The sequence below is a fragment of the Acinetobacter sp. ANC 5054 genome (assembly GCF_002135295.1).
Lineage (GTDB): Bacteria > Pseudomonadota > Gammaproteobacteria > Pseudomonadales > Moraxellaceae > Acinetobacter.
On record NZ_NEGG01000006.1, the window covers coordinates 121,019 to 147,779 of the forward strand.

The window sequence follows — 26,761 nt, forward strand, 5'->3', positions numbered from 1 at the left end:
CATGCTATGCTCGGCACAGAAACAACAAGAGTAAATTCCATGGCGTTATTACGTGTAGAAAAAAATAATGGTATTGCAACGGTTTACCTCAACCGTCCAGATAAGCGTAATGCAATGAGCTTTGCATTGTTAAAAGAGCTGGTCAGCACCGCTGAAAAACTGAAAAAAGATCGAAGTTTAAGATGTGTCATTTTAACGGGTGAAGCACAGGTATTCAGTGCAGGTATTGACTTAGCCGACCTCAACAATCCGAAAAATAGAGCCTATGCCGCTTGGGAACTTATAAAACCTGGTCAAAGTCTATTTCAAAAAGCTTTTCTCATTTGGCAACAACTTCCTGTACCAGTGATTGCAGCACTTGAAGGTTTTTGTTTTGGCGCGGGGATGCAATTGGCACTTGCAGCTGATATTCGAATTGCCCATCCGAAAACGCAAATGTCGATTATGGAAAGCCGTTGGGGTTTAGTCCCAGATATGGGCTTAACTCGCTCGCTCAAGGGTGTTATTGGACTGGATCTAGCCAAAGAATTGACTCTGACTGCGCGTATTTTCGATGCTGAATATGCCAAAGACATAGGCTTAGTGACACATTTAAGTGAGCAACCCTTAGTCCAAGCACAACAACTTGCCGAAGAACTAAGTCAACGTTCTCCAGATGCTTTAGCTGCTGCCAAACAGGTGCTTGATGCAATGGAACATCGTCCAAAGCATTCGCTTCGTTTGGAAAAAATTTGGCAACTTAAATTGTTACTGGGCAAAAATAGCCAATTGGCACGTAAAAAAGACAAGAACCCTGAGGTTCAATTTTTACCGCGCCAATATAAGTAAACTAGCATTAAGCAAATAGATTGAGTAGCGCATATGGCTTTTGATCGTAATACAAAAATTGCATTTCTTGGCATGGGATTAATGGGCAGCCGTATGGCAACTCGTCTGATTCAAGCGGGTTTTGAAGTGGCTGTATGGAATCGCACGGCTGCTGCCTGCGATGAATTGGTAACCATTGGCGCGACAGCGCTTAAGCTTGAACAGATTGCAGATTATCCTGTGATTCTGTCTTGCTTAGCCGATGATCATGCGGTCAATGCGGTATATCAACAGATTGCAACTTTTCTTCAAGCTGGACAAATTTGGGTGGATTTTTCCAGCTTATCTGTCAAGCAAAGCTTGCAATTGGCAACGCAAGCGCAAGCCCAAAATGTCACTTGGATTGATTCCCCTGTTTCAGGCGGAACTGCTGGTGCTGAACAAGGTACATTGGTAATTTTTGCTGGTGGTGATGCACAAACTATTGAAGATTTAAACCTGATTTATAATGTGCTTTCGCAGCGTGTAACACGTATGGGTGACAGTGGTACTGGTCAAGCAACCAAAATTTGTAATCAATTGATCGTTGCTGCCAACAGCACCTTAATTGCTGAAGCTGTGGCCTTGGCATCCGAAGCAGGTGTGGATACACGTTTACTTGCACCTGCCCTTGCAGGCGGTTTTGCAGACTCAAAACCCTTCCAAATTTTAACGCCGCGCATGGCAACACATCAATTTGAACCCGTACAGTGGAAAGTTCAAACCTTATCTAAAGATTTAAATAATGCTGTGCAATTGGCAGCGCAATTTAATTTAAATATACCTGTGGCGAGTTTGGCCCTTGCACAATTGAAAGCACACCAAGACAATGGTTTTGCTGACAAGGATTTAGCGACGGTAATTCAACATGTTGAAAAAAGCTAACATCCGTTATATTCAATTTAAATTGCTACAAGGAAGATCTGCATGATTCAGCTCGCGGTTAATTTATCCATGATTTTTACTGAAGTACCGTTACTAGAACGCTTTGCTTTAGCACGCCAACATGGATTTAGTCATATAGAAATTCAGTTTCCATATGAACTTAGTATCGAGCAGATTCAAACCCAACTCACCGTTAACGATTTGACCCTGTGCTTAATTAATGTGCCTGCGGGTGATTTAATGCAAGGTGGAGATGGGCTTGCAGGCGTGCCAGGTCGTGAAAATGAATTTCATCAAGCATTGGAATTGTGCATCCGTTATGCCACAGCCTTAAATGTACCAAGTGTGAATATTTTGGCAGGTAAACAACCGCACGATGCCGATCTACTGCCTTGCTTAAATACCTTATCGACCAACTTAAAATTGGCATGTCACATGCTGTCTGAACATCATATTCAGCCTGTATTTGAAATGATCAACGGTACGGATATGCCGCGCTTTTTAGTGCAGAACATTGCACAAGCGCAGGAAATGTTAGAAGCAGTACAGCATCCACTATTGAAAATGCAATATGACTGCTACCACATGGCCATGATGGGTGAAGATATTTTGAGTAGCTTAGCTGAAAATATCCAAGACATTGGGCATATACAATTTGCAGATTGTCCGGGACGTCATGAACCTGATTCAGCACAAATTGCATTTGCAGATATTTTCAAATGGCTCAATCACAGCGATTATGCAGGTTATGTCGCTGCGGAGTATCGACCACGAACCAATTCATCGCATTCTTTTGCGTGGAAAGACAAATACTTCCCTAATTAAGCCCTTGAACTCAAGCGAGTTGATTTGAAATTCATCAACAAAACGGCTATATTAGAACATGTAAAATTGTCAGGAAATCATACCCTCTATGAATTTAGAACCATCGCCCAGCGCTTCTAATTCTCACGATCTCGCAAATATCAAAGATGTACAAGCTTGTTTAGCTGTTGTACGTGAAGCACTTGAAGATGTAAAAGCCAAAGATATTGTTGAACTTGATATCAAAGCAATCAGCAATGTCGCAGATGCGATTGTAATTGCGAGCGGTACTTCAACTCGTCACATTAAGTCTCTTGCAGACAACGTGGCAGAAGAAGCACGTAAAGCTGGATTCCGCCCGATTGGCGTTGAAGGTGAACGTGATGCAGAATGGATCCTGATTGATCTCGGTTTTGTAGTGGTACATGTGATGTTACCTACAGCACGTAAATTCTATGATCTAGAAAGCTTATGGCGTACAGCTCCAGAAACTGTAGCTTAAGCTTCCAGAAAAAAGCGACCTAAATAGGTCGCTTTTTTTATGAGCTTTAATCTATCCTTAAAATGTCTTTTCTCACTTCAATCTTTTTCATTAGAGCAATTGATGTAAGTCGACATCTGGAAAATTGGCTTTAATTTTTAGCTTAGTTTGCGCATAGACTTGGTCTGCGCGCATTGGCCCATAAAAATCACAAAAGACCTCATAAATACTGGTCAACACTTGCGCATAACGAGTCAAAGGTAAAAATTCCACAAAACTGGCACTATTAATTTGTGCATTGGCAGCTATCGCTAGCCCCATCTCTTCCAGCTGAGTAATGACCTCAGCCCTAAAATCTGCTTGATCTGGCGTTTTAACCAACTGCAAGACATCATCTGTAAATGCTAAAAATGCATCACTGATATCCGCTGAAATCAACTCTACTACTTTTGCCTGTTGCTGGGGTTGTTCGCTGCGCATCAACACCTGCTTTTCTAGGCTTGAAAGTTCAAACAATACTTGTTTCAACATCTCTTTACGATAAAGCCGCAGCTCATCTGTAGTACAAATATCATTTAAAAAGCGATTTAATACAAACGCAGGTTGCGTGCTGTATTGCTGCTCCCAATGTTGTAATGCGCCTTGTAACATCGAACCATCTAGGAATTGCTCTAAGCCTTTTTCTAAAGCTGAACGGCGTTGTGCGATGTTTAACAATTCTGTGGTCATGGACTCCGCTCCTATCAGTGACGTTTAGTCATATCATCAGTTTCAAAAGTCACATCTTTTTGAAACTCGGGATAAGACAACTCTGCATGCTCGGTATAGTCCAAACCACGCTGCTCATGTTGTTTACTTACCCGTAAACCGCCCAACAATTTGTCCAAAATTTTGAAGACGATGAGTGCCACGCCGAAGCCCCATGCGAAGGCAACTAAAACACCTAAACCTTGTACAGCAATCACTTCACCGTTAAACATATTATTTTCAAGGAATATACCTGCGGCTAAGGTTCCCCATGCTCCACAAAAACCATGCACTGTGACAGCATCTACCACGTCATCAAGTTTGAGCTTTTCCATCAGCATAGGTAAGAAAGTTACCATCAGCCCCGCACATAGTCCTGTGACCACTGCATAAACAGGCGACATCGTGGCACAGCCAGCGGTAATCGCAACCAAACCACCAAGTGAAGCATTAATAGTGCTACGAATTAATATTGCTTTAGAACGAAGCAAGCATAGCAGCATGTATGCAACCGCAGCGGCACATGCGGCAAGATGCGTATTTAAGGCGATACGACCAACACTAACATTGGCGTTAATAGTTGACCCTGCGTTAAAACCAAACCATGCCAGCCATAAAATGAAACCACCCAATGCCACTAAAGGCAGATTATGCCCTGGCAAATAATGGCTCTGTCCATTTCGTCCAAAGCGACCCAAACGTGGACCTAATACAATAATTCCAGCTAAAGCGACCCAGCCCCCCATCGAATGCACAACGGTTGAACCTGCAAAATCAATGAAGCCTAAAGCCTTTAACCAACCATCACCGCCAAACATGCCACCCCACGCCCAACTCCCAAAGACTGGATAAATCAAACCCGAAACTACAGCCGCACTGACCACATAGGCCACAAAGTGAATACGCTCTGCCATTGCACCACTGGCAATCGTAGTTGCCGTTGCAGCAAACATCATTTGGAAGAACAATAGATTCCAGTGCCAATCATCAAGTTGATCCGGTGCAAAATGACTTAAGCCAAACCAGCCCGTCGTATTTACACCAAACATGATGCCGAAACCTACCAACCAGAACACTAAGCCACCAAGGCAAGCGTCCATATAGTTTTTCATTAAGACATTAACGGTGTTTTTACTACGAACTGAGCCACTTTCAATCATGGCAAAACCCGCTTGCATAAAGAACACCAAAATACCGCCCATTACGACCCAAATACTGTCGAGTGAAATGCGGATTTCTTGAATATTACTGGCCATTTGTTGCTCTGTGGCCCAACATGGTGATGCGATCAGGCTGAGCAACAACCCGAGCAGATAGATATTTTTCATGATTATTCCCCCAAAAATAACCATGTTGTGCAAAAAGAATACCAAATTTCAGACAATTAATTATTTTTCAATGCATTGCATCACAAAAGCAGATAGAAGCTGCGTTCTATAATTTTGAATAGATATGATGAAATTTCATATGTAACAAAATAGCGCATTGAGGAGTATTGTTTTTTAAGATGGCGCATGAATTTGAATCAGATCTGAAGATCCACATTTAATTTATGCACTTTTATTGTGAATGATCATTTTGTGTCAGTTTTCTGGCATAAAAAAACCACCCGAAGGTGGTTTTAATTTCCTAAATCCCGCTTTATAAAAGAGGAGAAATTAAGTCCCCCTTTGTCAAAGGGGGATTTAGGGGGATTGTATTAGTGTCCGCCACCATTAATGGCTTTCGTCATATCTTCCACAACTTTCTTGGCATCACCGAAAATCATCATGGTCTTGTCGTTATAGAACAAGTCATTGTCTAGACCGGCATAACCTGTCGCCATAGAGCGTTTGATCACCATAATGGTACGCGCTTTATGTGCTTCTAAAATCGGCATACCGTAAATTGGAGACGTTGGGTCATCTTTAGCTGCAGGGTTCACAACGTCATTTGCACCAATCACCAGTACCACGTCTGTTGCTGGGAAGTCCGAGTTGATCTCGTCCATTTCCAAGATGTCTTCATAGGCAACGTCTGCTTCTGCAAGCAATACGTTCATGTGGCCAGGCATACGACCTGCCACTGGGTGAATCGCAAAACGTACTTTTACGCCCTGTTCTTTCAAAATTTCACACAACTCTTTTACTGCATTTTGTGCACGACCTTGCGCCATACCATAACCCGGTACAATCACAACGCTGTCCGCATTTGACATCAAGAAGCCAGCATCATCTGCAGAACCTGAACGGTGGTTACGCTGTGCTTGTTCGCCTTTATCCGCTGAAGCAACTGCTGCACCACCCATCGCACCACCAAACAATACGTTGATGATTGAACGGTTCATGGCTTTACACATGATGTAAGACAGAATCGCACCAGATGAACCGACAAGCGAACCAGCAACGATCAGCATGTTGTTTTCTAGGGTGAAACCAATACCTGCTGCTGCCCAACCTGAGAATGAGTTCAATAGCGATACCACAACTGGCATATCACCACCGCCCACTGGCGCAATCCATACCCAGCCAAATGCCAGCGCAAGAACAGTCATTGCCCAGAATGCATTCATGTTGCCTGTGGTAAAGAAGTAAACACCACATGCCAACATTGCAAGGAAAATAAGTGCTTGAACAGGTTTAACCCAACCACCAGAAATAGTTTTTGCCCATTTCTTCGCAGCCAATTTACCGTAAGCAAATACAGACGCAGTAAAGGTAATCGCACCAACGAAACAGCCCACAAACAATTCAAATAAATGAACTTTGCTCATATGTGCGTGTTCAACACCCGCTGCTGTTAATGCTTGCTCATTTTCAGCAAACAAAGCGGTGAGTTGGTTATTATGTAGAATCGCAGCAATGGCAATGAGTACCGCAGCCAAACCCACCAATGAGTGCATTAAAGCTACAGTTTCTGGCATTTGCGTCATTGGTACTGTACGTGCACGTGCAATACCAACCACTGCACCCAATACCATTGCACCACCGATCATCCAAATCACTGGATGATCTGCAACAAAGAATGTGGTAATAACCGCAATCGCCATCGCGATCATACCGTAACGGTTACCTTGAATCGCAGTCTTAGGACCTGACAAACCACGTAAGGTTAAGATAAAGAGAACGGCACCAATCAGGTAGAACCAATCCGCATAGTCTCGAATAAATTCCATGAATTAGCCCTCTTTTTTCTTTTGCTTAGGTTTGAACATTTCAAGCATACGTGCAGTTACTGCGAAACCACCAAAAATGTTGATACTTGCAAGAAATACTGCAACCGCACCTAAAATGCTCACGGCGTTAATGCTTTGGAACTGAACGCTAGCATCGACAATACCTGGGATACCCACGGTTTGAATCATCGCACCTACGACAATAATTGAAGACAATGCATTGGTTACAGCCATTAAAGGCGTATGTAGTGCTGGCGTTACGCCCCAAACTACGTAGTAACCAACAAATATTGCTAGAACAAAAATAGTAATCGTTTCAACCATGATGATTCTCCTTAACCACGTTTCAGCAGCACTTGGCCGCCATGAGTGACAAGTAGTGCTTTTTGAATTTCTTCTTCAGGATTAACTGCGAAATTCTTTTCGCTATCAAACATGGTATCAATGAAATTCAGTACGTTACGCGCATACAGTGCCGACGCTTCAGTCGAAACTGTAGAAGGAATATTTGGAATACCGAGGATTTTCACGCCATTGGCAGTCACGACATTTTCGCCGCATACAGAGCCTTCAACGTTACCGCCAGATTCAACCGCCATGTCTAAAATGACAGAACCCGGTTTCATCTTCGCTACGGTTTCAGCTTTAATTAAGCGAGGTGCATCACGACCCGGCAATAACGCAGTCGTAATCACGATGTCCGCATTGGATACAGCTTTGTCGACAATAATCGCTTGATCGCGAATATAGTCTTCACCCGGCATCCAGCCATAACCATTTTTCGCAGCATCGGCTGCTTTTTGTTGTTCTTCAGGGGACATTGGTACGTCTAACCATTTACCACCCAAAGATTCAACTTGGTCACGTGCTGTAGGACGTAAATCAGTTGCTTCAACCACCGCACCTAAACGTTTCGCGGTTGCAATTGCTTGTAAGCCTGCAACACCCACGCCCATAATCACGACACGCGCAGGTTTAACAGTACCCGCTGCTGTCATCAACATTGGGAACATACGTTGATATTCTGCTGCAGCCAAAAGCACAGATTTATAACCTGATAGGTTGGCTTGAGAAGAAAGTACGTCCATGTTTTGCGCACGAGATAAAGTACGTGGCAATAACTCCAATGCAAATGCAGACACGTTTTGTGACGCAAATTGGTCAAGTTCGGTGTTGCGGTAAGGGTCAAACATGCCGACAACGGTAGTTCCCGCTGTAAGCTTTTGAATTTCGTCACCTTTAGGCGCACGAACTTTCAAAATCATTTGACTACCGGTATAGGCATCATCCGTAATTTTGGCACCAACTTGTTCATAGGCACTATCGATGTAGGCAGCTTTAACCCCTGCTCCACGTTCAATAACAACACTATGACCAGCGCTGATCATCTTCTTTACTGTTTCAGGCGTCGCAGCGACGCGATTTTCACCGACAACAGTTTCGGCTGGAATTCCGATCTGCATGAGCGTTCCTCAAGCTAATTTTTCTTAAGCAAACATCGCAATCCGCGATGTCTCCCCTCAGGATGTGTTTTTTGTACAATTTTTGGATTCTAATTGAACTTTTTTAAAATACTACCCAATATTTATTTAATAAATGCCCATATTTTGAACTGACGATTCATAAAAAATATGATGCTATACAGCACTTATTGATTTTTATTTTTAATGGTATGAATAATTTTTATACGTACCAACCCTTTTAAAGTCTTCCATTTGGTGTTTTTTGACTTTTTTTAACATTTCATCTTGTTCAATATTCGACTCATTGATGATTGTGACATTTTTAGCGTTCATAACCACGGGCAGCAAAATTTCCAATCTACAGTCCAAGCCCATACGATTCAGCCCACTTGCAAAAAACTATTGCTTAGATTGGCTTTAATGACATTTTCAACGTACACATGCCGAGGCAGCTTTGACTGAAAAATTGGTATTTTCTGTCAATTAAGCCACTACCATTCAAGGCAAGCTGATCAATGGGGATTTTTGAAATTTGACTGTTTTATATTCATTTTACTTATGCTGCTTAAGTCTAAAGAGTTATAAAAATTATAAGAAAATAAATTTTTTAATATTTTGCACCATGATGAACCCGACTTCCGTTGGCTTAATCGCGGTTATTTTGCATCAAATTGGTGCATAAATAGTTTATTCTTATCAATCTTTAAAGTTTTAAGTCTAAATCGTGGCTTCATTTTTTGTTTTTTCAGTAATTTGAGCGCATCAGTTCAAAATATTTCAGCTCAAATGGCTGCGAATCACACAATTTAGTATGCTTTTTTGGAATGAAAGCCATGATTATTTTACATTTCAACTTTTAATTCTGGGCTTTTATACTGTCTGCATGTCCGCCGAGATAAGAATGATAATGTCATGCAGCCATTTTTGACCCGTAACCAAATCGGTTCGCTCTGTGCAATCTGTGCAGCTTTTCTATTTAGCACCAAAGCCATATTTATTAAACAGGCTTATGCCCTTTCACCCGATGTTGATGCCACTGTACTTATGGCACTACGTATGGGAAGCGCTTTGCCTTTTTTCCTAATTATGGGATGGCTGAGTCGAACGCCGTATCGAGACATTTCTGCTAAAGATTGGTTGCAGCTGATTATTGCAGGCTTGCTTGGATATTATTTTGCAAGCTTGCTGGATTTTAAGGGACTGATGTATATCAGTGCGTCTTTAGAACGGATTATTTTATTTTTATATCCCACCCTGACCGTGATTGCTTCTAGTCTTATTTTTCGGCAACGACTCAGTTTCAAAACTTTGTTTGCAATTGCCTTAAGTTATGGTGGTACTGTCATTGTGATGTTACAAGAGCAAAGTAATACACCACATGAAAGCAATTTTTGGTTAGGGGCAAGTTTGGTCTTTGCCAGTGCGGTTGCCTTTGCTACGTACTTACTCATGACACCAAAACTGATGATGAAGTTTGGTTCTTGGCATTATAACGGGCTGGCTCTGAGCATCGCCTGTCTTGGGACTTTAGTGCATTTTGCTTTAGCCATTCCTCAGCCCTTAGCATTAGTGGCTTCACTTCCACTGAGCATTTGGGGTTATGGCTTGATATTGGGCTTTTTTGTGACAGTCCTGCCAACGGTTTTAATGATGCAAAGTATTGCTCGATTGGGTGCAGCACAATCTGCCATGATTGCTTCGATTGGTCCAATTTTAACGATTTTACTGGCCGTTGCTTTTTTGGATGAACATTTAAATGTGATTCAGTGGATGGGTTGTCTGTTAAATATCTTAGGCGTATTGATGATCACCTTATCCAAGAAAAAACTCGCGGGCTAATTTCGAAAAACCCTAATAGCTTTTTTATTTCGGCAGCTTTTCATTTTCAACGTCTAAATCAGGCGTAGTGATGTTTTTCATACTCATCAAAACCTCTTGAAAATGTGCACCTGCCGAATCTTGCCCCAATTGATCATTGGGATTGCGCAGGGGACATTGTTTCAAGGATAAACAACCACAGCCGATACATTGGTCCAACTGCAAACGAAGCTGTAATAAATGGATTATCTGCTGATCCAATTGTGCTTGCCAACGCTGTGACATCTTTTTCCAATCGGCTTTGGATGCCGCTTTATGCTTAGGCAAAACTTCAAACGCATCATGTACATGTTGTAAGCTGATCCCCACTTGCTGTGCAATTTTAATAATCGCGACCCGACGCAACATGGAGCGTGGATAGCGCCGCTGATTACCTGCCGTCCGCGTGCTCCAAATCAAATCTTTTTCTTCATAAAACCGAAGTGCACTGACATTCACCCCACTTCTGGATGCTAGCTCACCAATATTGAGCCAAATCTGTTCATTTTCTTGTGTTTTTGTATCCTGCATTTTGCACTTGACCTCAAGTTAACTTGAGCTTTGATACTAGCAAAATTAACTCCTCATGAAGCAAAAATATGTCGCTACAAATCTCCGATACCCCCTTGCCGCTTATACAATTATTCAACCCTGAAACGTTATATAATCCTCAGCAAAATGGGTATAGTCACGTGGCAGTGGTGCAAAATTGCCATAAAATAGTGCACATATCGGGTCAAGGCGGTGAAAATCCACAAGGAGAATTGTCTGAACGATTTGAACAGCAGCTACAGCAAGCGTTTCTAAACCTCAGTTCTGCTTTATACGCTGTAAATGCCCAGCTTTCAGACATTGCCATGCTGCGTGTTTTAATCACCCATTATGACGCTGGAAAACATCAACATCTGATTCAAACCATGAATCAATATTGGCCAAATCAAGGCTTTCCAGCCTGCACACTGATTCCCGTACCCTGTCTTGCCTTAGCGGGCATGCAAATTGAAATTGAAGCTACTGCATATTGCCAAGCGAGCATCAGTAAGGATTAAAATGAACACACCTCTCGACATTAGCCACAACAAAGCACTTTTGTGGCTTATGGCCGCTGCTTGCGGATTATGCGCGGGTGCCAATTATTATTGCCAACCCTTAATCGCCTCGATTCAACAGAGTTTTGACATTCCTCAGTCCCAAGTGGCATTGACCGTGACCTTTGCTCAGGTGTCCTATGCCCTCGGCTTACTTTTTATTGTGCCGCTGGGCGATATCGTGAATAAAGCCAAATTTATTCCAGTGCTGATGCTCGGTGCGTCTTTCGGTCTAGGACTATGCGCGTTGTCCAACAATATTTATATGTTGTGGGTAGGTACAGTAATTACGGGCTTGTTTTCGGTTGCTGCTCAGGTCTTGATTCCACTGGTTACAGTCGCCATTCGACCTGAAAAAATCGGTCAGACTGTAGGTTTTTTGATGAGTGGGCTTTTGGTCGGGATTCTGTTATCGACCAGCCTTTCAGGTTTGTTGTCCAACCTCATTCATTGGAAATCGATTTATGTTCTCAGTGCTATTTTAATGCTGATACTGGCAGGTTTACTTAAAAGTCGGCTCCCCAAAGTCAGTATTACGCGCATGCGTTATCTCGAAATTTTTCAGTCGATGGGTCAACTTCTCAAAACTGAACCTAGATTGATTTATCGTTCACTGATTGGTAGTTGTGCTTTTGCTGCTATGAGTATGCTGTTTTCCACCATTGCGATGCTCCTCACACAGCCACCTTTTGGTTTGGCCGATGTTTGGGTCGGTATTGTCACTTTGGTGGGGGTATTCGGCGCGCTTTCCACTCAACTGATCGGTCGTTGGGCCGATCAAGGTTATAACCAAATTTTAACGTGGCTCGGTTGTAGCATTCTGGGTTTGAGTTGGGGATTGCTATATCTCGGTGGGCATTCTTTAACGTTTTATATTCTTGGATATGGATTCATCAACTTAGGTTTAGCCATGGTCCATAGCTGTAACCAAAATATTATTTTTCAGCTCAATAAAACTGCTCGCTCTCGAGTTAACTCCATTTATATGACCGCCTACTTTATCGGTGGTGCTGGTGGATCTGCTCTAGGGGTCTTTGCTTGGCATCATGGCGGTTGGACTAGCACTTGTTTAACGGGCGTTGGCTTAGCAATTGCCGCTGCCGTTTTCATTGGATTAGACCAAATTTATACAGCTCGAAGCAAAGTCCAACATTAAATGGCAAGACGAAAAAAGCCTCAATCACGAGGCTTTTTTCATGACACTGAATAATAATTTAGCTGACTTGCACCACTGGATAAAAAGGCTTGGCTAAATCTAATGTTGCTGCATTTTCCAATAAAATGATCATAAATACGGGCAACAACGCCAATAAAATCGTACAGGCGTCTTGAAGCTGTTTGCGATTTACTGAACTGTTATAGGTTGCACCACCATGTACGACCTGATTGCGTAAGGTATACATGCGATTAAACAACACCATTAAAATATCCACTGAATCTTTTTCGCTTAAGGCGCGCAAAACTTTTTGCTTTTCTTGAGCCAGACCTTCTTTGCAAGTGTCGTGGCTAATTTTCTGATTTTGATAATCCCAAAACCCCTGATAAACATATGGATTATCTAAAAACAAACGTATGGGCTGGCTAAAACGCTCCCACAAAATCTTGTAAATTTTATGCTCCGAATCTTTTTGGCATATCAAATAAAGAAATTGCCTTAGACTTTGTTTATCCTGTGCACTTACCAAATCTTGTGCATAAATCGCATTAAAGGATATCCAAAGACTAATAAATTGCAGATCCAAATCATCGTGCAAATCCATAGATTTTTTTAGCCAGCTTAAGCCACGATGAATCCTTAAATTGAATTGGTCACTAAATTGCGTTTTTTTACTTTTAAAAATTTCCTCAATAAGCAGCATGCTCTAAGACTTCCATTAGATTATTGGTTTATTTTTCTATGAATTAAACTTAACCTAATTTCGAATCCAGCTGCAATAACAAACTCAAATTTATCGTTATTTGTACGCTTAAATGAAAAAGAACATGGGAAATTTGAATATTTTTTAGTATAAAAAATATCTCAAAATTTAAAGTTAAAAATTCTTTTATCTTAGAACTACGATGATTTCTGCTGTGCAAGACACAGCAGATGGACTGAGTGTAATTTGGATTTATTTTGCGGTATCTTGGCTTAAAAATATGTAGCGTTCAAGTTGATCATTTTCATCAAAAATTAACTCATAAGACATCTTTTTACCATTAAATACACTTTCCGTTGGGGTACCCACTAATTCCCACAAGCCCACGGTCGCGACATCTGCTGCACCATGTAAAAATGCACGCCCAACTTTACTCGCAGTCGAATAACCTTGAGTAAAGGTATAAATTTCATGACGTTTTCCATTTCTAAATTCAGATGTAACGGGTGCACCAAATTCAGCAATCACTAAGCTTCGAGAAAGCCCCTGCTGAATCATTTCGGTATTTTTCTTGGCCGGTTGCTTGCTGGCCATAATCACGGAACAGCCTGTCGTCATTGACAAACACATTGCTACAACAATTCCACATCCTAATTTTTTTATCATTAACGTATTCCCCACGTTCTTCGTTTTTACTTTTACATACATATCCATGTGTTGTAGATATTAAGGGCTAATTGATTTTTTTGCATTTTTTTAAAATGCACATCATCTGATTTTTAGATTTTTTATGGCTAATTTCTCAAAAGCTCAAATCCTAAATTTAAGACTTGGTGTTAAACCAATTTTTCCATGAACTGGTTTGACGTGTTTCAATCGCAACAGTGGGAATGATTTCATGTTTGAGCACATTGACCTGCCCTACGCTTTTTGCCAATCGAGCTTTTACCGAATGAATGCATTCACGATCTTCAAATTCGCAGCGATCTAAATGTGTGCCACCACACGGTCCATTCGCCAGACCTTTTGGACAAGTTTCAGGACAAATATATAGCGTTTCACCTAAGCGACATTGACCACAACTTTCACAACCTACCATACCTTGCTTGGTCATCAATTCAGTTGAAAGTAAGGCTTGATCCGCTTTAGGTTTGTTCCAAAAATTGGATGAAAAGACCAAGCCGCCGAGACCTTTCGCCATTTTTGAACTAAAAAACAACTCATGCATCATATGCATGCTTTTATATTTCAAGATCTGCTCACCCGAAGCCCGATAATTATCTACACCTTCAGGTTGAAAACCTTTGATCGATGTTGTTTGCCATAGTTGATCCCAAAGCGCACGACATTCAGACAAACTGAGCTTTGCATATTGCGCAATCGCTTGTTGTAACTTGGCTTGTTCTGTTGGCTGATGACAGGCTGAAAGATGAACTCCTGCATAACCCAAATGACGGCAAATTAAAATTTGTAGGGCACATCGTGCATAGACGTTTTGCTCTGCCATATCAGGGTTAAGTCGCTTTTCATGCTCTAAAAAATTCAGCATATATGGCGTGAGCACAATGCCTGCAACTTTTTGCTTATGCATAAAGCGTGCGCGAGCAAAAGTCAGTGGCATAACACAAGCCATGATGGGAATCTGCGGATATTGCTGTTTCATGTGCTGTTGATAGTCACGAAGTACATCCAAATCAAAACCCAATTGAGTGATGACAAAATCTGCACCAGCTTGAATTTTCTTATTTAATTTATAGTACTGCGCAGCATGTTCGGCTTCAGCATATTTAAATGGATTAAATGCTACACCAAGATAAAAACCACCATGCTTTTTGGCAGCGACGACCTGATTAACCGACTCTAAATAACGACTTCTTAAAGCGGGATTTTCTGATCCATCATGATGTTGCTTAAGCTTATCCCCTGATAGCAGCAATAGATTATGTACATCCTTGCGCCGTGCCATTTCTAGAAATTTTTCAAAGTCAGCGATATCTTGCCCTTTTCCTGAATAATGCAAAATTTTATCAACATCTTCAGGATAAGCCGACATCATATCAAGTGGTGCAGGATCATGATCGGTTTGCACTCGATCTGCCAATGTCATACATGCAGGAAAATCAGCAAAAGTTTTCAGCACTGGCTGAGGCTTTGCCGTAGTCAGGTACTCAAAAGAAATACAAAACTGATGCTGCTTTAAAAACTGTGATAATGAAGACATAAGAAAATTAAAAAATAGAACTGAGTCGAAAGACATGAAAGTTTATAAAATTATAGATTATTCACATGAAAAGATAAATTACACTTTATAGTGATCAATTGGATTGTAACTTATGAGTCCTTTGACCATCTAGCCTGATCCAAATGTACCAAGCTGTAAATTATGCTACTATGGCGCCCGTTCTGAAGCGCAGCTTTTTTCAGCATCCCTTGTCCAGTCAAGTGACATTCAAATTCAATTTTATCGTTCTTCCCTCTTGTTCATTTAAGGCGTGATTTTTAATGACTGATCTCAATACCATTGAAAATAATCTTCAACCACGAATCAGTGTGGCGCCGATGATGGATTGGACAACAAGATAAAATAATCCATTAATTTACAGCAACTTAAAATAAAAAAATTAAGTTAAGGTGTAAATTTGGAGTAAACTTTATTTTTATGTATCAAAACATAAATCTTCAATATTTTCACTCCCCAATAGATTATTCACAGTTACAAGAGCTGTATCAGATAGTGTTTGAGTAGCTAACACAGCTAGCCTCGTCATTGGGCAAGAAATGGAAACATAAAAAAGATTACGTGCTCTATAAAAAACCTTTCGTATTTGCTTTAGTCAATTTTTTAGTCTCAAGTAACTCTAAAAGCTGTGGCCACTTATAGTGATTCCAGCCACCACCTAAGACCACTAATACATTCTCAAACTCAGCCCCCTTTACACTATGCTGCGTTGCAAAAGGAGTCTGTTTTTCAATAAACCTTGTAACCTCGATAACTTCCTTATATTCGATTTCTCTTAATTTATTATAACGTTGTAGTGTTGAAGACCATTCCTCTTTAGGTGTATCTATAAATGAAAGAAGCTCCTCCTCCCTTCTAATTATTCGATCTGGTGGTAATGGCCGTTTTGTAGTCTTTAAATGATCTATCACTTGACCAATAGTTCCTTCAGTCCTTAACTTTAGTAATTGATCCTAGCCAAATAAGCAGCTATTTGATCTACAGTTGCTCTTGCTGTTCTAGAAACCCCAATGAGTGTTGCGGATGCCATGCCTGTCCATTCCCCATAGCCAACCAACCAAAGGTTATTTATTTTTACTGAGCGCCCATCATTCACAGTAACTGTCTGATCAGGCTCTACCACATCAAGACTTCTTAAGTGAGTCAATGAAGCTTTGAACCCTGTACACCAAATCACAGCATCTACTGCTTGTCTTGTACCATCAGCCCAAACAATGGAATGCTCCTCAAATGAGGTAAAAGGCTCTCTACTATGTAGTACGCCACGTTCGCGGGCCTCTTTGACACTGTCTATCATGACAATATCACCCAGACCACCAACGGGTTGATCAATCACACGACCTTCCTGTTGGGCTTTTAAACGTTCAGTTGCCCGAAGAAATAAAACACGCCCATCAACATCATCCGATAAAAATTGAGGTGGTGTTACTGTGACCCAAGTGGTATCTGCAACTTTTGAGACTTCGGCAAGAATTTGTGCCCCTGAGTTACCACCACCAACTACAATCACTTTCTTGTTGATAAAAGGCTCTGGATTTACATAATGTGCTGAATGCGTTTGTAATCCTTCAAATCGTTCATATCCTTCATAATGGGGAATATAAGGCTGACTCCATGTCCCAGTAGCACTGACCACCGCTTTAGCTCGCCAATATTGATCGCCAGCATACACATCTAAATAGCCATCTTTTTGTTCTATATGGTCGACATGAATTGGTCGAATAATTGGAAATTGATATCGTTGCTCGTATGCTGACAAGTAGCCAATCACTTCATTTCGCGTTGGGTAAGTCTGCTCAGTTGTGGGCATCATCCAACCTGACAATGAACTCCAAGTATTTGGAGAAAAAAGACGAAGAGATTCCCAAGCATGTGACCATGCACCACCTGCCTGAGATTGGTCATCTAAAATAATAAATGGAATTTTCTTACGTTTGAGGAAATAAGCTGTGGCAAGGGCTGCCTGACCACCACCAATAATGATTACATCGACTTCAGTTTGTAATTGAGTCAAAGCTTCTCTCCTATTATTTATAGTCATAATCAAAATAACGCCCAGTCTACTCAACAGACTGGGCGTATTTTATAAAATTTTCAAGCGTTTAAATGAGCCTTTCAATTGCTCAATTGATCAAGATACTTTTCTGCATCCAAAGCTGCCATACAGCCTGAGCCTGCCGAAGTGATTGCTTGGCGATAAATGCTGTCAGCAACGTCACCCGCAGCAAATACTCCTGCCACAGAAGTTGCTGTTGCATTGCCTGAAGTACCACTTTGTACTTGAATGTAGCCTTCACGTAGGTTGAGTTGACCGTCAAACATACCTGTATTCGGTTTGTGACCAATAGCAACAAATAAGCCCTGTACTTCAACATCTTGTATAGTTTGGTCCAAAGTTGATTTCAAGCGAACTGATGTGACACCAGTATTATCACCTATGACCTCATCAACTTGATTGTTCCAAAGAATGCTAATTTTGCCATCTTTTTCTTTGGCAAAAAGATGATCCTGTAGAATTTTCTCTGAACGTAAACTGTCTCTACGGTGAACTAAGGTGACATGCTCAGCAATATTAGAAAGATAAAGTGCTTCTTCAACTGCTGTGTTACCACCACCCACGACCATGACTTTTTGGTTCTTATAGAAGAAACCATCACAAGTTGCACATGCACTGACACCTTGACCCATGAATTTAGCTTCAGATTCAAGACCCAAGTATTGTGCTGTCGCACCTGTTGCAATAATCAGTGCATCACAAGTAAATTCTTCCATGTCGCCTTTTAGTACAAATGGACGGACGCTTAAATCAACTTCATTGATGTGATCATACACAATCTCTGTACCAAAGCGTTCAGCATGGGCTTGCATTCGTTCCATAAGTACAGGACCAGTTAAACCTTCTGGGTCGCCCGGCCAGTTATCTACCTCAGTGGTCGTTGTTAATTGACCACCAAGTTGTATACCCGCTATCAATGTAGGTTTTAAGTTTGCACGTGCTGCATACACAGCAGCGCTATAACCCGCAGGCCCTGAACCTAAGATCACTAATTTAGAATGTCTCTTTTGCATTTCTGATCACCTAAAGTTTATAAGCTACGTTGATTGACACGCTTAGATAATTCTTCTGCCGACTCTTTTCGCTCTGAATAACGGTCCGTGAGGTACTGACTCTGCCCACGAGTGAGCAAGGTGAACTTATATAGTTCTTCCATTACATCGACAATTCGATCATAGAAGGATGAAGGTTTCATCCGTCCATCTTCTTCAAACTCTAAAAAAGCTTTGGGAATAGACGATTGGTTTGGAATGGTGATCATCCGCATCCAACGGCCTAAAATACGCATCTGGTTTAAGCTGTTAAAAGACTGTGAACCACCACTGACCTGCATCAAAGCCAAAGTCTTACCTTGGGTTGCACGAATTGCACCGCCTGCCAGTGGAATCCAATCTATTTGCGATTTAAAGATTGAACTCATGGAGCCATGACGCTCAGGCGAGCACCACACCATTCCTTCTGCCCAAGCGAGTAAATCATGCAACTCTTTAACCTTTGGATGTTCAGTGTCCGCATCTTCAGGTAAAGGCAGCCCTTTAGGATGAAAGATTTTTACTTCGGCACCAAACTGCTCCAAGATACGACCAGCTTCCATCACCGCCAATCGGCTGTATGAACGCTCACGGTTAGAACCATACAGCAGCAAAATACGGGGTGGATGATCCAATTCTTTAGCTTGTACCTTTTCTAAAGTCGGTTGATCCAAAAGATTCATATCTACATTTGGGAGAGTCATAGAAATTACACCTCTGCTTTAAAAAACTTTTTTCTGAGCCACAAAGACACACTGACTAAAGCAATTAACACTGGTACTTCAACCAATGGGCCGATTACCGTGGTAAATGCGACTGGTGAAGCTAAACCAAAGGTCGCAATCGCGACGGCCAGCGCCAATTCAAAGTTATTTCCCGCAGCAGTAAAAGAAATAGCTGTGGTTTTAGGATAATCGTTCCCCATCCATTTGCTCATGAAGAAGCTGATGAAGAACATCACGATAAAGTAAATGGTCAATGGGATCGCAATACGCAAGACATCGAGTGGCAAGCTCACCACATCATTCCCTTTGAGGCTAAACATCGCCACAATCGTGAATAATAAAGCCAACAAACTCAGTGGACTAATCTTCGGTAAGAAGACATTTTGATACCAATCCAGACCTTTAGCTTTTACTAGAGTGAATCGCGTCATAAAGCCAAGGAAAAATGGAATTCCCAAATACACCAGTACCGCATGGGTAATGGTCCAGAAATCGACATTGATCACTTGCCCTGCAACACCAAAATAAGGTGGTAAGAAGGTCAAGAACAACCAAGCATAGGTACTGAAAAATAAAATTTGGAAGATACTGTTAAATGCCACCAATGCAGCAACATATTGGTTATCCCCACAGGCCAAACCGTTCCACACCAAGACCATCGCAATACAACGAGCCAGTCCTATCAGGATTAAGCCTGTCATATACTCTGGATAGCTGTGTAGAAAAATGATGGCTAAGGCAAACATCAGAACAGGTGCTATCAGCCAGTTCTGCACCAAAGACAAAGTTAAGGTTTTTTTGTCTTTAAACACTTGTGGTAGCGCTGCATAATCCACTTTGGCTAATGGTGGGTACATCATCAAAATCAAACCAATCGCAATCGGGATATTGACTGAATCCACACTCATTTTGTCCAAAGCGACAGAAGCTTGCGGAAAGAACACGCCTATCGCAATTCCCAACGCCATAGCAATAAAAATCCATAGCGTCAGGTTACGATCTAAAAAAGATAATCTTTGTTGAGCCATGATGTTCTCATTCAATATGCGAAATTTGATTGATTGCGGCAATCAAATCTGGGCGAGACATATGCGCTGTATCGAGTGCCAATAAAGCGTCTAAGCGACGGTTGATATGATCAACAGTGACTTGGAATGCTTTGAGCTTTTCTTCTTTCGGTAAATCCAAATGTGAAGGATCGACCAAACCCCAATGTGCTTTAATTGCACCACCTAAATACAGCGGGCATGCTTCTTGAGCTGCCGAATCACAGACGGTAATCACAACGTCAGGTTGGTATTGTTCGCAGTCATCAATCGTTTTACTCCACAAACCTTCAGTTGAAAGACCTAAGTTTTCCAGAGTTTCAATGGTCAATGGATGCACCTGTCCAGATGGTTTGCTACCTGCACTGTAAGCTTTCCACCCTTCAGGCGCACGACTATTAAACAGCACTTCTGACAGGATGCTACGGCAACTATTTCCAGTACATAAAAAAAGAAATTTCATATTTTTACTACTCGCAATAACTATTGATTTGCTGAAAGGATGGTGCAACTTTTGGCTGTATATCGGTATTGTTAAGGGTGTTAAGTACGTCTACGCACCAAGTGGGTAAATTGGGATTGAGACTGTAATAAACCCATTGCCCTTGACGTCGATCTTGTAAGAGACCCGAAGAACGCAGTAAGGCTAAATGCCGTGAAATCTTGGGTTGGCTCAGCTGTAATTTTTCAGTCAAATCACAAACACACTGTTCATTATTCCCAAGAACCAACATAACAATGTTGAATCGCGTTTCATCAGCCAAACATTTAAAGAAATTGATTTGATCCATATTTTTACTCACTCAAACATATGGATATATCAATATTCACATATATCCATGAAATTTTTATTTCAATCTCTGCCCATTCGCATCAATCACTTGCTCACCATCTTCTTTAGTGAAAGCACCCTTTTGCGGGAGTGGCAGAATTTCTAAAACCAGTTCTGACGGACGACTTAAACGAGTTCCTAGTTCAGTCACCACGAATGGACGGTTAATCAAAATTGGATACTGAAGCATAAAGTTAAGCAATTGATCTTCAGTCCAATCCTCTTGATCAATTCCTAAATCTGTATATGGAGCAACATTTTTACGAATCGCTTCTCTCACCGTTAAACCCGCATCCGCAATCAGCTGAATAAGCTCACTTTTAGATGGAGGATTAACAAGATATTCAATCACTTCAGGTTCAATATTGGCATTACGAATTAATGCCAATGTATTACGTGACGTACCACATTCAGGGTTGTGATAAATCTTAACGTTTGGAGTAGCAGACATTTGCTCAAACTCAACAGGATCTTTGAATATATTTATATACGAATAAACATATATATGCAATTCCCAATATACCCATTTTCATAATAAAACTTCTACTTCAAAATTCTAACTTTAATTATGAAGATACAAACAGCGATAATTTCACCGCTGTTCGATATTCAACTTAACTATATGCGGCTAGCAATCTGATACGTAACAAAAGAGAAGAAATATGCTAGTGAAAACAGATAGGTAGCCATAATAATTGGTTGTTTCCAACTACCTGTTTCACGCTTGATTGTTGCTAATGTTGCAAGACAATGAGGTGCAAAAACAAACCAAACCAAAAGTGATAAGCCTGTTGCAAGTCCCCATCCATCAGGCCCAGAAATTTGACTGAGCAGAGTTTGTGTGACTGTATCTTCATCCCCAGACATAGCGTAAATCACACCTAATGCAGCAATAATTACTTCACGGGCTGCCATTGCCGGAATGAGCGCAATACAAATTTCCCATGTAAAGCCGATTGGGGCAAAAATAGGGTGAATGATGTGCCCCAATTGCCCTGCTAGGCTGTAATTAATTGCAGGCATTGTGGCGTTATCTGGTGGCTGAGGGAATGTCACGAGTACCCATAACAAAATTGATAAAGCGACAATAATTCCACCAACTCGCTTTAAGAAAATTGTTGCTCTGTCATATAGGCCTAATGCCACATTTCTAATATCTGGTAAACGGTAAGTCGGCAATTCAAAAATAAAAATACTTTCAGTTTTATCTTTTCGAACTAACTTTAAAAATAAAGAAACCAATAGCGCAGATATGATTCCTGACATGTAAAGTCCGAACAGAACTAAACCTTGTAAGCTGAGCCACCCATAAACCAACTTATTAGGAATGAACGCGGCTATTAATAAAGCATATACAGGCAGTCGAGCAGAACATGTCATTAATGGCGCAATCATAATCGTTGCTAAACGATCTCGTTCAGAGCTAATACTTCTTGTTGCCATGACTCCGGGAATAGCACAAGCGAAACTGGAAAGTAATGGAATGAATGAACGACCGCTTAACCCTGCTTTAGACATAAGCTTGTCTAATAAGAAGGCTGCTCTTGGCAAATAACCCGATTCCTCTAAGATCAAAATAAAGAAGAAAAGGATAAGAATTTGTGGCATATAAGCTAGAACGCTGCCTGCACCCGCAATCACACCATCAACAATCAAACTTCTTAATAATGGATGCGAAATCAAGGGGCCAATTGCACCACTTAGCCAAGTAATTGAGTCTTCAATAAAAGCAATGAAAGGCTGTGCCCAAATAAAAACGGCCTGAAACATGACAAACATGGTCAGCGTCAAAATTAGTAGGCCAAAGACAGGATGTAAAAATATTTTGTCTAAAAATGCAGTTCGTTTATCACCACTGTCATTTTTTAAAATAACTTGCTTAGTAATGTATTTAATCTGATCAAAATGATTTAGCTCAGAATGATAAGGTGCAACAAATAGATTTTTTTGATCTAACTGCGTTAATAGCTCCTGAATCCCTTTTGTTTTCACAGCGACGGATTCAACAACAGGCACTCCTAAAAGTTGTGATAGTTTTGAGGTGTCAATTGAAATTCCACGTTTTTTTACTTCATCCATCATATTCAAGACAAGTAACATCGGTCTATTTAACGCTCTGACCTCTAGTACTAGGCTTAAATGAAGGTGAAGATTTGTAGCATCAACAACACAAACAAAAATGTCAGGTAATACTTCACCTTTTAGCTCACCGAAGCAAACAGCTCTTGTTACTTCTTCATCTAAGCTACTTGGTTTTAAACTATAAGTCCCCGGCAAATCCAATACTCGAACGGAATCTCCTGAAGGTAACTTAAAGAAACCCTCCTTACGTTCAACAGTCACACCCGCATAGTTTGCAACTTTTTGTCGAGTACCAGTAAGAGTGTTAAAAAGTGAGGTTTTACCACAATTGGGATTACCAATGAGTGCAATATTTTTAGTGTTCATTGATGATCTCTACAAAAACTCGTTCAGCTTCATTTTTTCTTAGGGCAAAGCGTGATGTTTCGATTTGAACTAAGATTGGATCGCCACCAAATAACCCCTTTTCAAGAACTTGTAGAGATTCCCCAACTCTAAAACCCAGTAACTCAAGTCTTTCAAGTACAGGGTCTTTGTTGGTGTATTGATCCCCTTTTTTGAGATCAACAATCTTTGCAAACTGATTTGGTTTCACTTGAAATAAGTTCATTATAAAAGTCCTACTTCAAGGCCAAAATCTTTCGAGCACCATTCAGCACGAATAAAGAAACAATAATTCCAATAATCAGGTCAGGGTAAGCTGAGCCTGTCCAAGCAACGAGTACTCCTGCGAGAATTACACCCATATTAACGATCACATCATTCGCTGAGAAAATCCAACTTGCCTTCATGTGAGCACCACCATCTTTGTGCCCAGATATGAGATATAAACAAGTGACATTCGCGGCAAGTGCAAAGAAGCCGATGATAATCATGAGATTAGATTCAGGTTCACTACCAAACATAAAACGTCTAACGACATCAACAATAACAATTACAGCTAGTAAGAGCTGAATCCAACCAGCGAAGTGAGCTGCTCTAACTTGATATTTTGCTGCTTTACCTACTGCATAAAGTGCAATGCCATAAACGGCAGCATCAGCAAACATATCCAGAGAGTCGGCGATTAATCCTGTGGAAGCGGCAATAATGCCACTAATAAACTCAATGACAAAAAGCACTGCGTTAATTGCGAGTAGTATTTTGAGAACTTTAGCTTGACTAGTTGGATCAGGACTGTCAGGTAAAACTCCTGTTGATTCAACAGTACTTTCGAGCTTCGCTCCAAAACCTAGACCCTCAAGTTTCGTTGTGATTTCTGAGATTCCATCGGTATGGAAAACCTGTAACTTTCTATTTGGAAGATCAAAAGCTAAAGCTTTGACCTCACTTAGTGGTGCTAAAGCCATTCGCACCATTTGTTCTTCTGCGGAACAATCCATTTTAGGTATGATATAGGTGCTGGTCTGCTTCGAGCTTTTGTTATCAATATAGGTTTCAGTTGAATTTAACTTTGCTCCAAAACCGAGTGCTTCAAGTTTTGAAGTAATTAAATTTGTATTGCCTTCATGCAAAACTTTTAGATTTCGATTTGGTAAGTCAAAAATTAAACTATTAACGCTTTCTAAAGAGGACAAAGACATTCTGACCATCTGTTCCTCTGCGGAACAATCCATTTTAGGAATGGTGTAATCGCTAATGAGAATTGCTTTGCCTATTTCTTTATGTATGTCTTGTTGCTGATTACTTGTATCTGTTCCACAGCATGATTTAGCCTTTGTTGAACAAGGCTGACTACCACCACAAGCATCTACAATGATCTGCTCTTTAGACTCGCTAGCAATACCTTTATCACAACAAGACTTTTTATTTGTTTCAGTTTTTAAATCTGTACCACTACAAGAATCAGTTTCAGATATATTTTGTTTGGGTTTAGTATCGTCACAAGAACTTTCATTACAACCGCAACCACTCATGGATGTACCTATAGTCATATTTTCACTTATTGCATATTAGAATCCCTATAGCTACTATAGAGTCAAGCTAGATTTGGTTGATTTCAATGTTTTTAAAAATAGGTGAGTTATCTGAGAAAACTTCTTGTTCAGTACTAACTATTAGATTCTATGAGAAGGAGGGTCTTATTCCTCAACCTGAAAGAACTGAGGGGAACTATAGAATGTACTCCGAAGCTTATATCGACCGATTAAAATTTATAGTTAATTGCCGCTCTCTAAATATGAATCTAAATGAAATCAAAAGATTGCTTTCTTATAAAGATTTACCTACCCAAAACTGTTCAGAAGTAAATGAATTAATTGACGCACATATTGTAGATGTACAAGAAAGTATCAAAAATCAGCAAAAACTAATTGAACAATTATTAGATATAAGAAAGACATGCGATGGTTCATGCACAGTTGATAGATGTGGTGTATTGAAAAATTTAGCTTGAATAAATACAAAGTTTAGACTTAATACGATAGCTCTATAAGCTATTGATACTAAATATGATAAAAAATAAATCGAGTGTATAACTCGTAAAGAATCTAATGATTCTTTACGATTAGCTTCAATTCACTGTCCTCACACTCCCCTGCAACCCTTGCTGAATATCCTGCACAAAACCATCCCCATGATTGAACTTTGCTTTAACCTTAGGTTTCGACTCAGGTTTCATTTGCTCAGATTCAACAAGTCCATCTGTATAAAACTCATCTACCAAATCCAAGCCTTCCTCCACATTCACCTCAAACTGCGAATTTACATAGCCCTGTAAAGCGGCCTGATCTAAGGCTTGTTGATTAAAACCACACAACTTACTCTTCTGATCAATCTCCTTAGCTGTATGTATCGCGTCTTGCAAATGAATGCCTTCACGTAAAGTCAAATCCACGTAATAGACAGGGGTGCGATAACTTTGAGTGGTGCTCTTGCCTCTCAGTGTAAGTTGCAATGGAAGACAGGACAGCAAGCCATTGGATGCTGCATGGTAATAGCTGAGTCGTGCAGCTAAGGTACGAATGCTGTTAAAACCCGTGGTTCTAAAAACAAAAGTCCCGAACTCATCCGACTCATCCAAATTGACATGCAAACGTCCATAAGGTTTACAGTTGCCTCCTTGTGCCAAAGGACATAAATCAGGTGATGGGCATGGATGTTGTTCTACCCCTTGATTAGTCAGTCGTTGACAGGTTTCTCCATTGCCAATACACACAGGTCGGCCTGTCTGTCGGTCAAATAAGCTGTACTCTGCACGTAAGTTCAGCTCAGGATCATTAAAGAGCATACGTACTGGAATGCTTCTGAGTTTTTGATTTTGAGCTTTAGCTCGTAGTTGCTCATCTAAGGGGTGTTTGACCCAACCCTCTTTATTTTGGATTTGGCTGGTAATGGTGAACTGATCATCTTTTTCAGGGACACGTTTACCATTCTTCTCCGCCATCTTACCGATGCTGATCCGACCTAAGATCGGTGGTGTAATCGCTAAACCTTTAATCATGTGAATGCCCTCAAGTTATTTCTAACTTTTGTCTGGTTAATATGTAGAAATCATTTATTTTTCAGATGTATAAAAATCTTCGCAAATCAGTCCATTTTGTTCTCTGTAAGTACCTCAGTGCTTA

The 26,761-nt window shown here is 40.7% G+C and carries 29 protein-coding genes; 8 read left to right on the plus strand and 21 right to left on the minus strand.

Going from position 1 to position 26,761, the window contains the following annotated elements; genetic code table 11:
• The first annotated feature begins 39 nt into the window (after positions 1-39).
• The 4 genes from B9T33_RS08070 to rsfS all read left to right on the plus strand — a co-directional run bounded on the left by B9T33_RS08070 (position 40) and on the right by rsfS (position 3,037).
• Complete coding sequence (locus tag B9T33_RS08070; protein WP_086178421.1) at positions 40-828, plus strand: crotonase/enoyl-CoA hydratase family protein; 789 nt, start codon at positions 40-42, stop codon at positions 826-828.
• 33 nt (positions 829-861) lie between these two features.
• A complete protein-coding gene (locus B9T33_RS08075) occupies positions 862-1,731 on the plus strand; it encodes an NAD(P)-dependent oxidoreductase (RefSeq protein WP_086178422.1) in 870 nt (289 codons plus the stop codon).
• 42 nt (positions 1,732-1,773) lie between these two features.
• Positions 1,774-2,556: a hydroxypyruvate isomerase family protein gene (locus tag B9T33_RS08080; protein WP_086178423.1), complete on the plus strand. Its 783-nt coding sequence runs from the start codon at positions 1,774-1,776 to the stop codon at positions 2,554-2,556.
• 88 nt (positions 2,557-2,644) lie between these two features.
• On the plus strand, positions 2,645-3,037 hold the full coding sequence (rsfS, locus tag B9T33_RS08085; RefSeq protein WP_086178424.1) for a ribosome silencing factor: 393 nt from the start codon (positions 2,645-2,647) through the stop codon (positions 3,035-3,037).
• Positions 3,038-3,127: 90 nt separating this feature from the next.
• On the opposite strand, the gene B9T33_RS08090 is transcribed toward rsfS, so the two are convergent.
• The 5 genes from B9T33_RS08090 to B9T33_RS08110 all read right to left on the minus strand — a co-directional run bounded on the left by B9T33_RS08090 (position 3,128) and on the right by B9T33_RS08110 (position 8,380).
• A complete protein-coding gene (locus tag B9T33_RS08090) occupies positions 3,128-3,745 on the minus strand; it encodes a hypothetical protein (protein ID WP_086178425.1) in 618 nt (205 codons plus the stop codon).
• A gap of 14 nt (positions 3,746-3,759) precedes the next feature.
• On the minus strand, positions 3,760-5,091 hold the full coding sequence (locus B9T33_RS08095) for an ammonium transporter (protein WP_086178426.1): 1,332 nt from the start codon (positions 5,089-5,091) through the stop codon (positions 3,760-3,762).
• Positions 5,092-5,462: 371 nt separating this feature from the next.
• The gene (locus tag B9T33_RS08100) at positions 5,463-6,917 is read right to left on the minus strand and encodes an NAD(P)(+) transhydrogenase (Re/Si-specific) subunit beta (RefSeq protein WP_086178427.1); all 1,455 of its coding nucleotides are present in this window, start codon (positions 6,915-6,917) and stop codon (positions 5,463-5,465) included.
• A gap of 3 nt (positions 6,918-6,920) precedes the next feature.
• Positions 6,921-7,241, minus strand: a complete 321-nt coding sequence (locus B9T33_RS08105) for a proton-translocating transhydrogenase family protein (protein ID WP_086178428.1) — start codon at positions 7,239-7,241, stop codon at positions 6,921-6,923.
• A gap of 11 nt (positions 7,242-7,252) precedes the next feature.
• Positions 7,253-8,380, minus strand: coding sequence for a Re/Si-specific NAD(P)(+) transhydrogenase subunit alpha (locus B9T33_RS08110; RefSeq protein WP_086178429.1), 1,128 nt, complete (start codon positions 8,378-8,380; stop codon positions 7,253-7,255).
• A gap of 912 nt (positions 8,381-9,292) precedes the next feature.
• Here B9T33_RS08110 and B9T33_RS08115 point away from each other — a divergent pair.
• Positions 9,293-10,219 (plus strand): DMT family transporter, encoded by a 927-nt coding sequence (locus tag B9T33_RS08115; protein ID WP_086178430.1) that lies wholly within the window; start codon positions 9,293-9,295, stop codon positions 10,217-10,219.
• 24 nt (positions 10,220-10,243) lie between these two features.
• Here B9T33_RS08115 and soxR read toward each other — a convergent pair whose 3' ends face one another.
• Positions 10,244-10,768: a redox-sensitive transcriptional activator SoxR gene (soxR, locus tag B9T33_RS08120; protein ID WP_086178431.1), complete on the minus strand. Its 525-nt coding sequence runs from the start codon at positions 10,766-10,768 to the stop codon at positions 10,244-10,246.
• Between the two features lie 68 nt (positions 10,769-10,836).
• On the opposite strand from soxR, the gene B9T33_RS08125 reads away from it, so the two are divergent.
• Positions 10,837-11,286, plus strand: coding sequence for a RidA family protein (locus tag B9T33_RS08125; protein WP_086178432.1), 450 nt, complete (start codon positions 10,837-10,839; stop codon positions 11,284-11,286).
• Between the two features lies 1 nt (position 11,287).
• On the plus strand, positions 11,288-12,481 hold the full coding sequence (locus B9T33_RS08130; protein WP_086178433.1) for an MFS transporter: 1,194 nt from the start codon (positions 11,288-11,290) through the stop codon (positions 12,479-12,481).
• A 58-nt stretch (positions 12,482-12,539) separates the two neighbouring features.
• Here B9T33_RS08130 and B9T33_RS08135 read toward each other — a convergent pair whose 3' ends face one another.
• The 14 genes from B9T33_RS08135 to B9T33_RS08200 form a co-directional block, all read right to left on the minus strand.
• Positions 12,540-13,184, minus strand: coding sequence for a HEPN domain-containing protein (locus tag B9T33_RS08135; RefSeq protein WP_086178434.1), 645 nt, complete (start codon positions 13,182-13,184; stop codon positions 12,540-12,542).
• 252 nt (positions 13,185-13,436) lie between these two features.
• A complete protein-coding gene (locus tag B9T33_RS08140; RefSeq protein WP_171263608.1) occupies positions 13,437-13,850 on the minus strand; it encodes a hypothetical protein in 414 nt (137 codons plus the stop codon).
• Positions 13,851-14,007: 157 nt separating this feature from the next.
• On the minus strand, positions 14,008-15,405 hold the full coding sequence (locus B9T33_RS08145) for a methylenetetrahydrofolate reductase C-terminal domain-containing protein (protein ID WP_086178436.1): 1,398 nt from the start codon (positions 15,403-15,405) through the stop codon (positions 14,008-14,010).
• Positions 15,406-15,989: 584 nt separating this feature from the next.
• The gene (locus tag B9T33_RS16580) at positions 15,990-16,334 is read right to left on the minus strand and encodes a hypothetical protein (RefSeq protein ID WP_004723194.1); all 345 of its coding nucleotides are present in this window, start codon (positions 16,332-16,334) and stop codon (positions 15,990-15,992) included.
• A 29-nt stretch (positions 16,335-16,363) separates the two neighbouring features.
• Complete coding sequence (locus tag B9T33_RS08155) at positions 16,364-17,437, minus strand: ArsO family NAD(P)H-dependent flavin-containing monooxygenase (RefSeq protein WP_086178437.1); 1,074 nt, start codon at positions 17,435-17,437, stop codon at positions 16,364-16,366.
• Between the two features lie 101 nt (positions 17,438-17,538).
• A complete protein-coding gene (gene trxB, locus B9T33_RS08160; protein ID WP_086178438.1) occupies positions 17,539-18,492 on the minus strand; it encodes a thioredoxin-disulfide reductase in 954 nt (317 codons plus the stop codon).
• Positions 18,493-18,509: 17 nt separating this feature from the next.
• The gene (gene arsH / locus B9T33_RS08165) at positions 18,510-19,214 is read right to left on the minus strand and encodes an arsenical resistance protein ArsH (protein WP_000174605.1); all 705 of its coding nucleotides are present in this window, start codon (positions 19,212-19,214) and stop codon (positions 18,510-18,512) included.
• Between the two features lie 5 nt (positions 19,215-19,219).
• On the minus strand, positions 19,220-20,263 hold the full coding sequence (arsB, locus tag B9T33_RS08170; protein ID WP_086178439.1) for an ACR3 family arsenite efflux transporter: 1,044 nt from the start codon (positions 20,261-20,263) through the stop codon (positions 19,220-19,222).
• A 7-nt stretch (positions 20,264-20,270) separates the two neighbouring features.
• A complete protein-coding gene (locus B9T33_RS08175; protein ID WP_004981612.1) occupies positions 20,271-20,744 on the minus strand; it encodes an arsenate reductase ArsC in 474 nt (157 codons plus the stop codon).
• Between the two features lie 7 nt (positions 20,745-20,751).
• Complete coding sequence (locus B9T33_RS08180) at positions 20,752-21,072, minus strand: metalloregulator ArsR/SmtB family transcription factor (RefSeq protein ID WP_004981615.1); 321 nt, start codon at positions 21,070-21,072, stop codon at positions 20,752-20,754.
• Between the two features lie 57 nt (positions 21,073-21,129).
• Complete coding sequence (gene arsC / locus B9T33_RS08185) at positions 21,130-21,564, minus strand: arsenate reductase (glutaredoxin) (protein WP_086178440.1); 435 nt, start codon at positions 21,562-21,564, stop codon at positions 21,130-21,132.
• 167 nt (positions 21,565-21,731) lie between these two features.
• On the minus strand, positions 21,732-23,561 hold the full coding sequence (feoB, locus tag B9T33_RS08190) for a ferrous iron transporter B (protein WP_086178441.1): 1,830 nt from the start codon (positions 23,559-23,561) through the stop codon (positions 21,732-21,734).
• Positions 23,551-23,805, minus strand: coding sequence for a FeoA family protein (locus tag B9T33_RS08195; RefSeq protein ID WP_086178442.1), 255 nt, complete (start codon positions 23,803-23,805; stop codon positions 23,551-23,553). Before B9T33_RS08195 ends, feoB begins: the two co-directional genes overlap by 11 nt.
• Before the next feature lie 10 nt (positions 23,806-23,815).
• Entirely contained in the window at positions 23,816-25,111 is a 1,296-nt protein-coding gene (locus tag B9T33_RS08200) for a cation transporter (protein ID WP_086178443.1), read from the minus strand.
• Positions 25,112-25,197: 86 nt separating this feature from the next.
• On the opposite strand from B9T33_RS08200, the gene cadR reads away from it, so the two are divergent.
• The gene (cadR, locus tag B9T33_RS08205) at positions 25,198-25,590 is read left to right on the plus strand and encodes a Cd(II)/Pb(II)-responsive transcriptional regulator (protein WP_005312186.1); all 393 of its coding nucleotides are present in this window, start codon (positions 25,198-25,200) and stop codon (positions 25,588-25,590) included.
• Between the two features lie 117 nt (positions 25,591-25,707).
• Here cadR and B9T33_RS08210 read toward each other — a convergent pair whose 3' ends face one another.
• Positions 25,708-26,637 (minus strand): hydrolase or metal-binding protein, encoded by a 930-nt coding sequence (locus tag B9T33_RS08210; RefSeq protein WP_086178444.1) that lies wholly within the window; start codon positions 26,635-26,637, stop codon positions 25,708-25,710.
• Positions 26,638-26,761 lie beyond the last annotated feature (124 nt).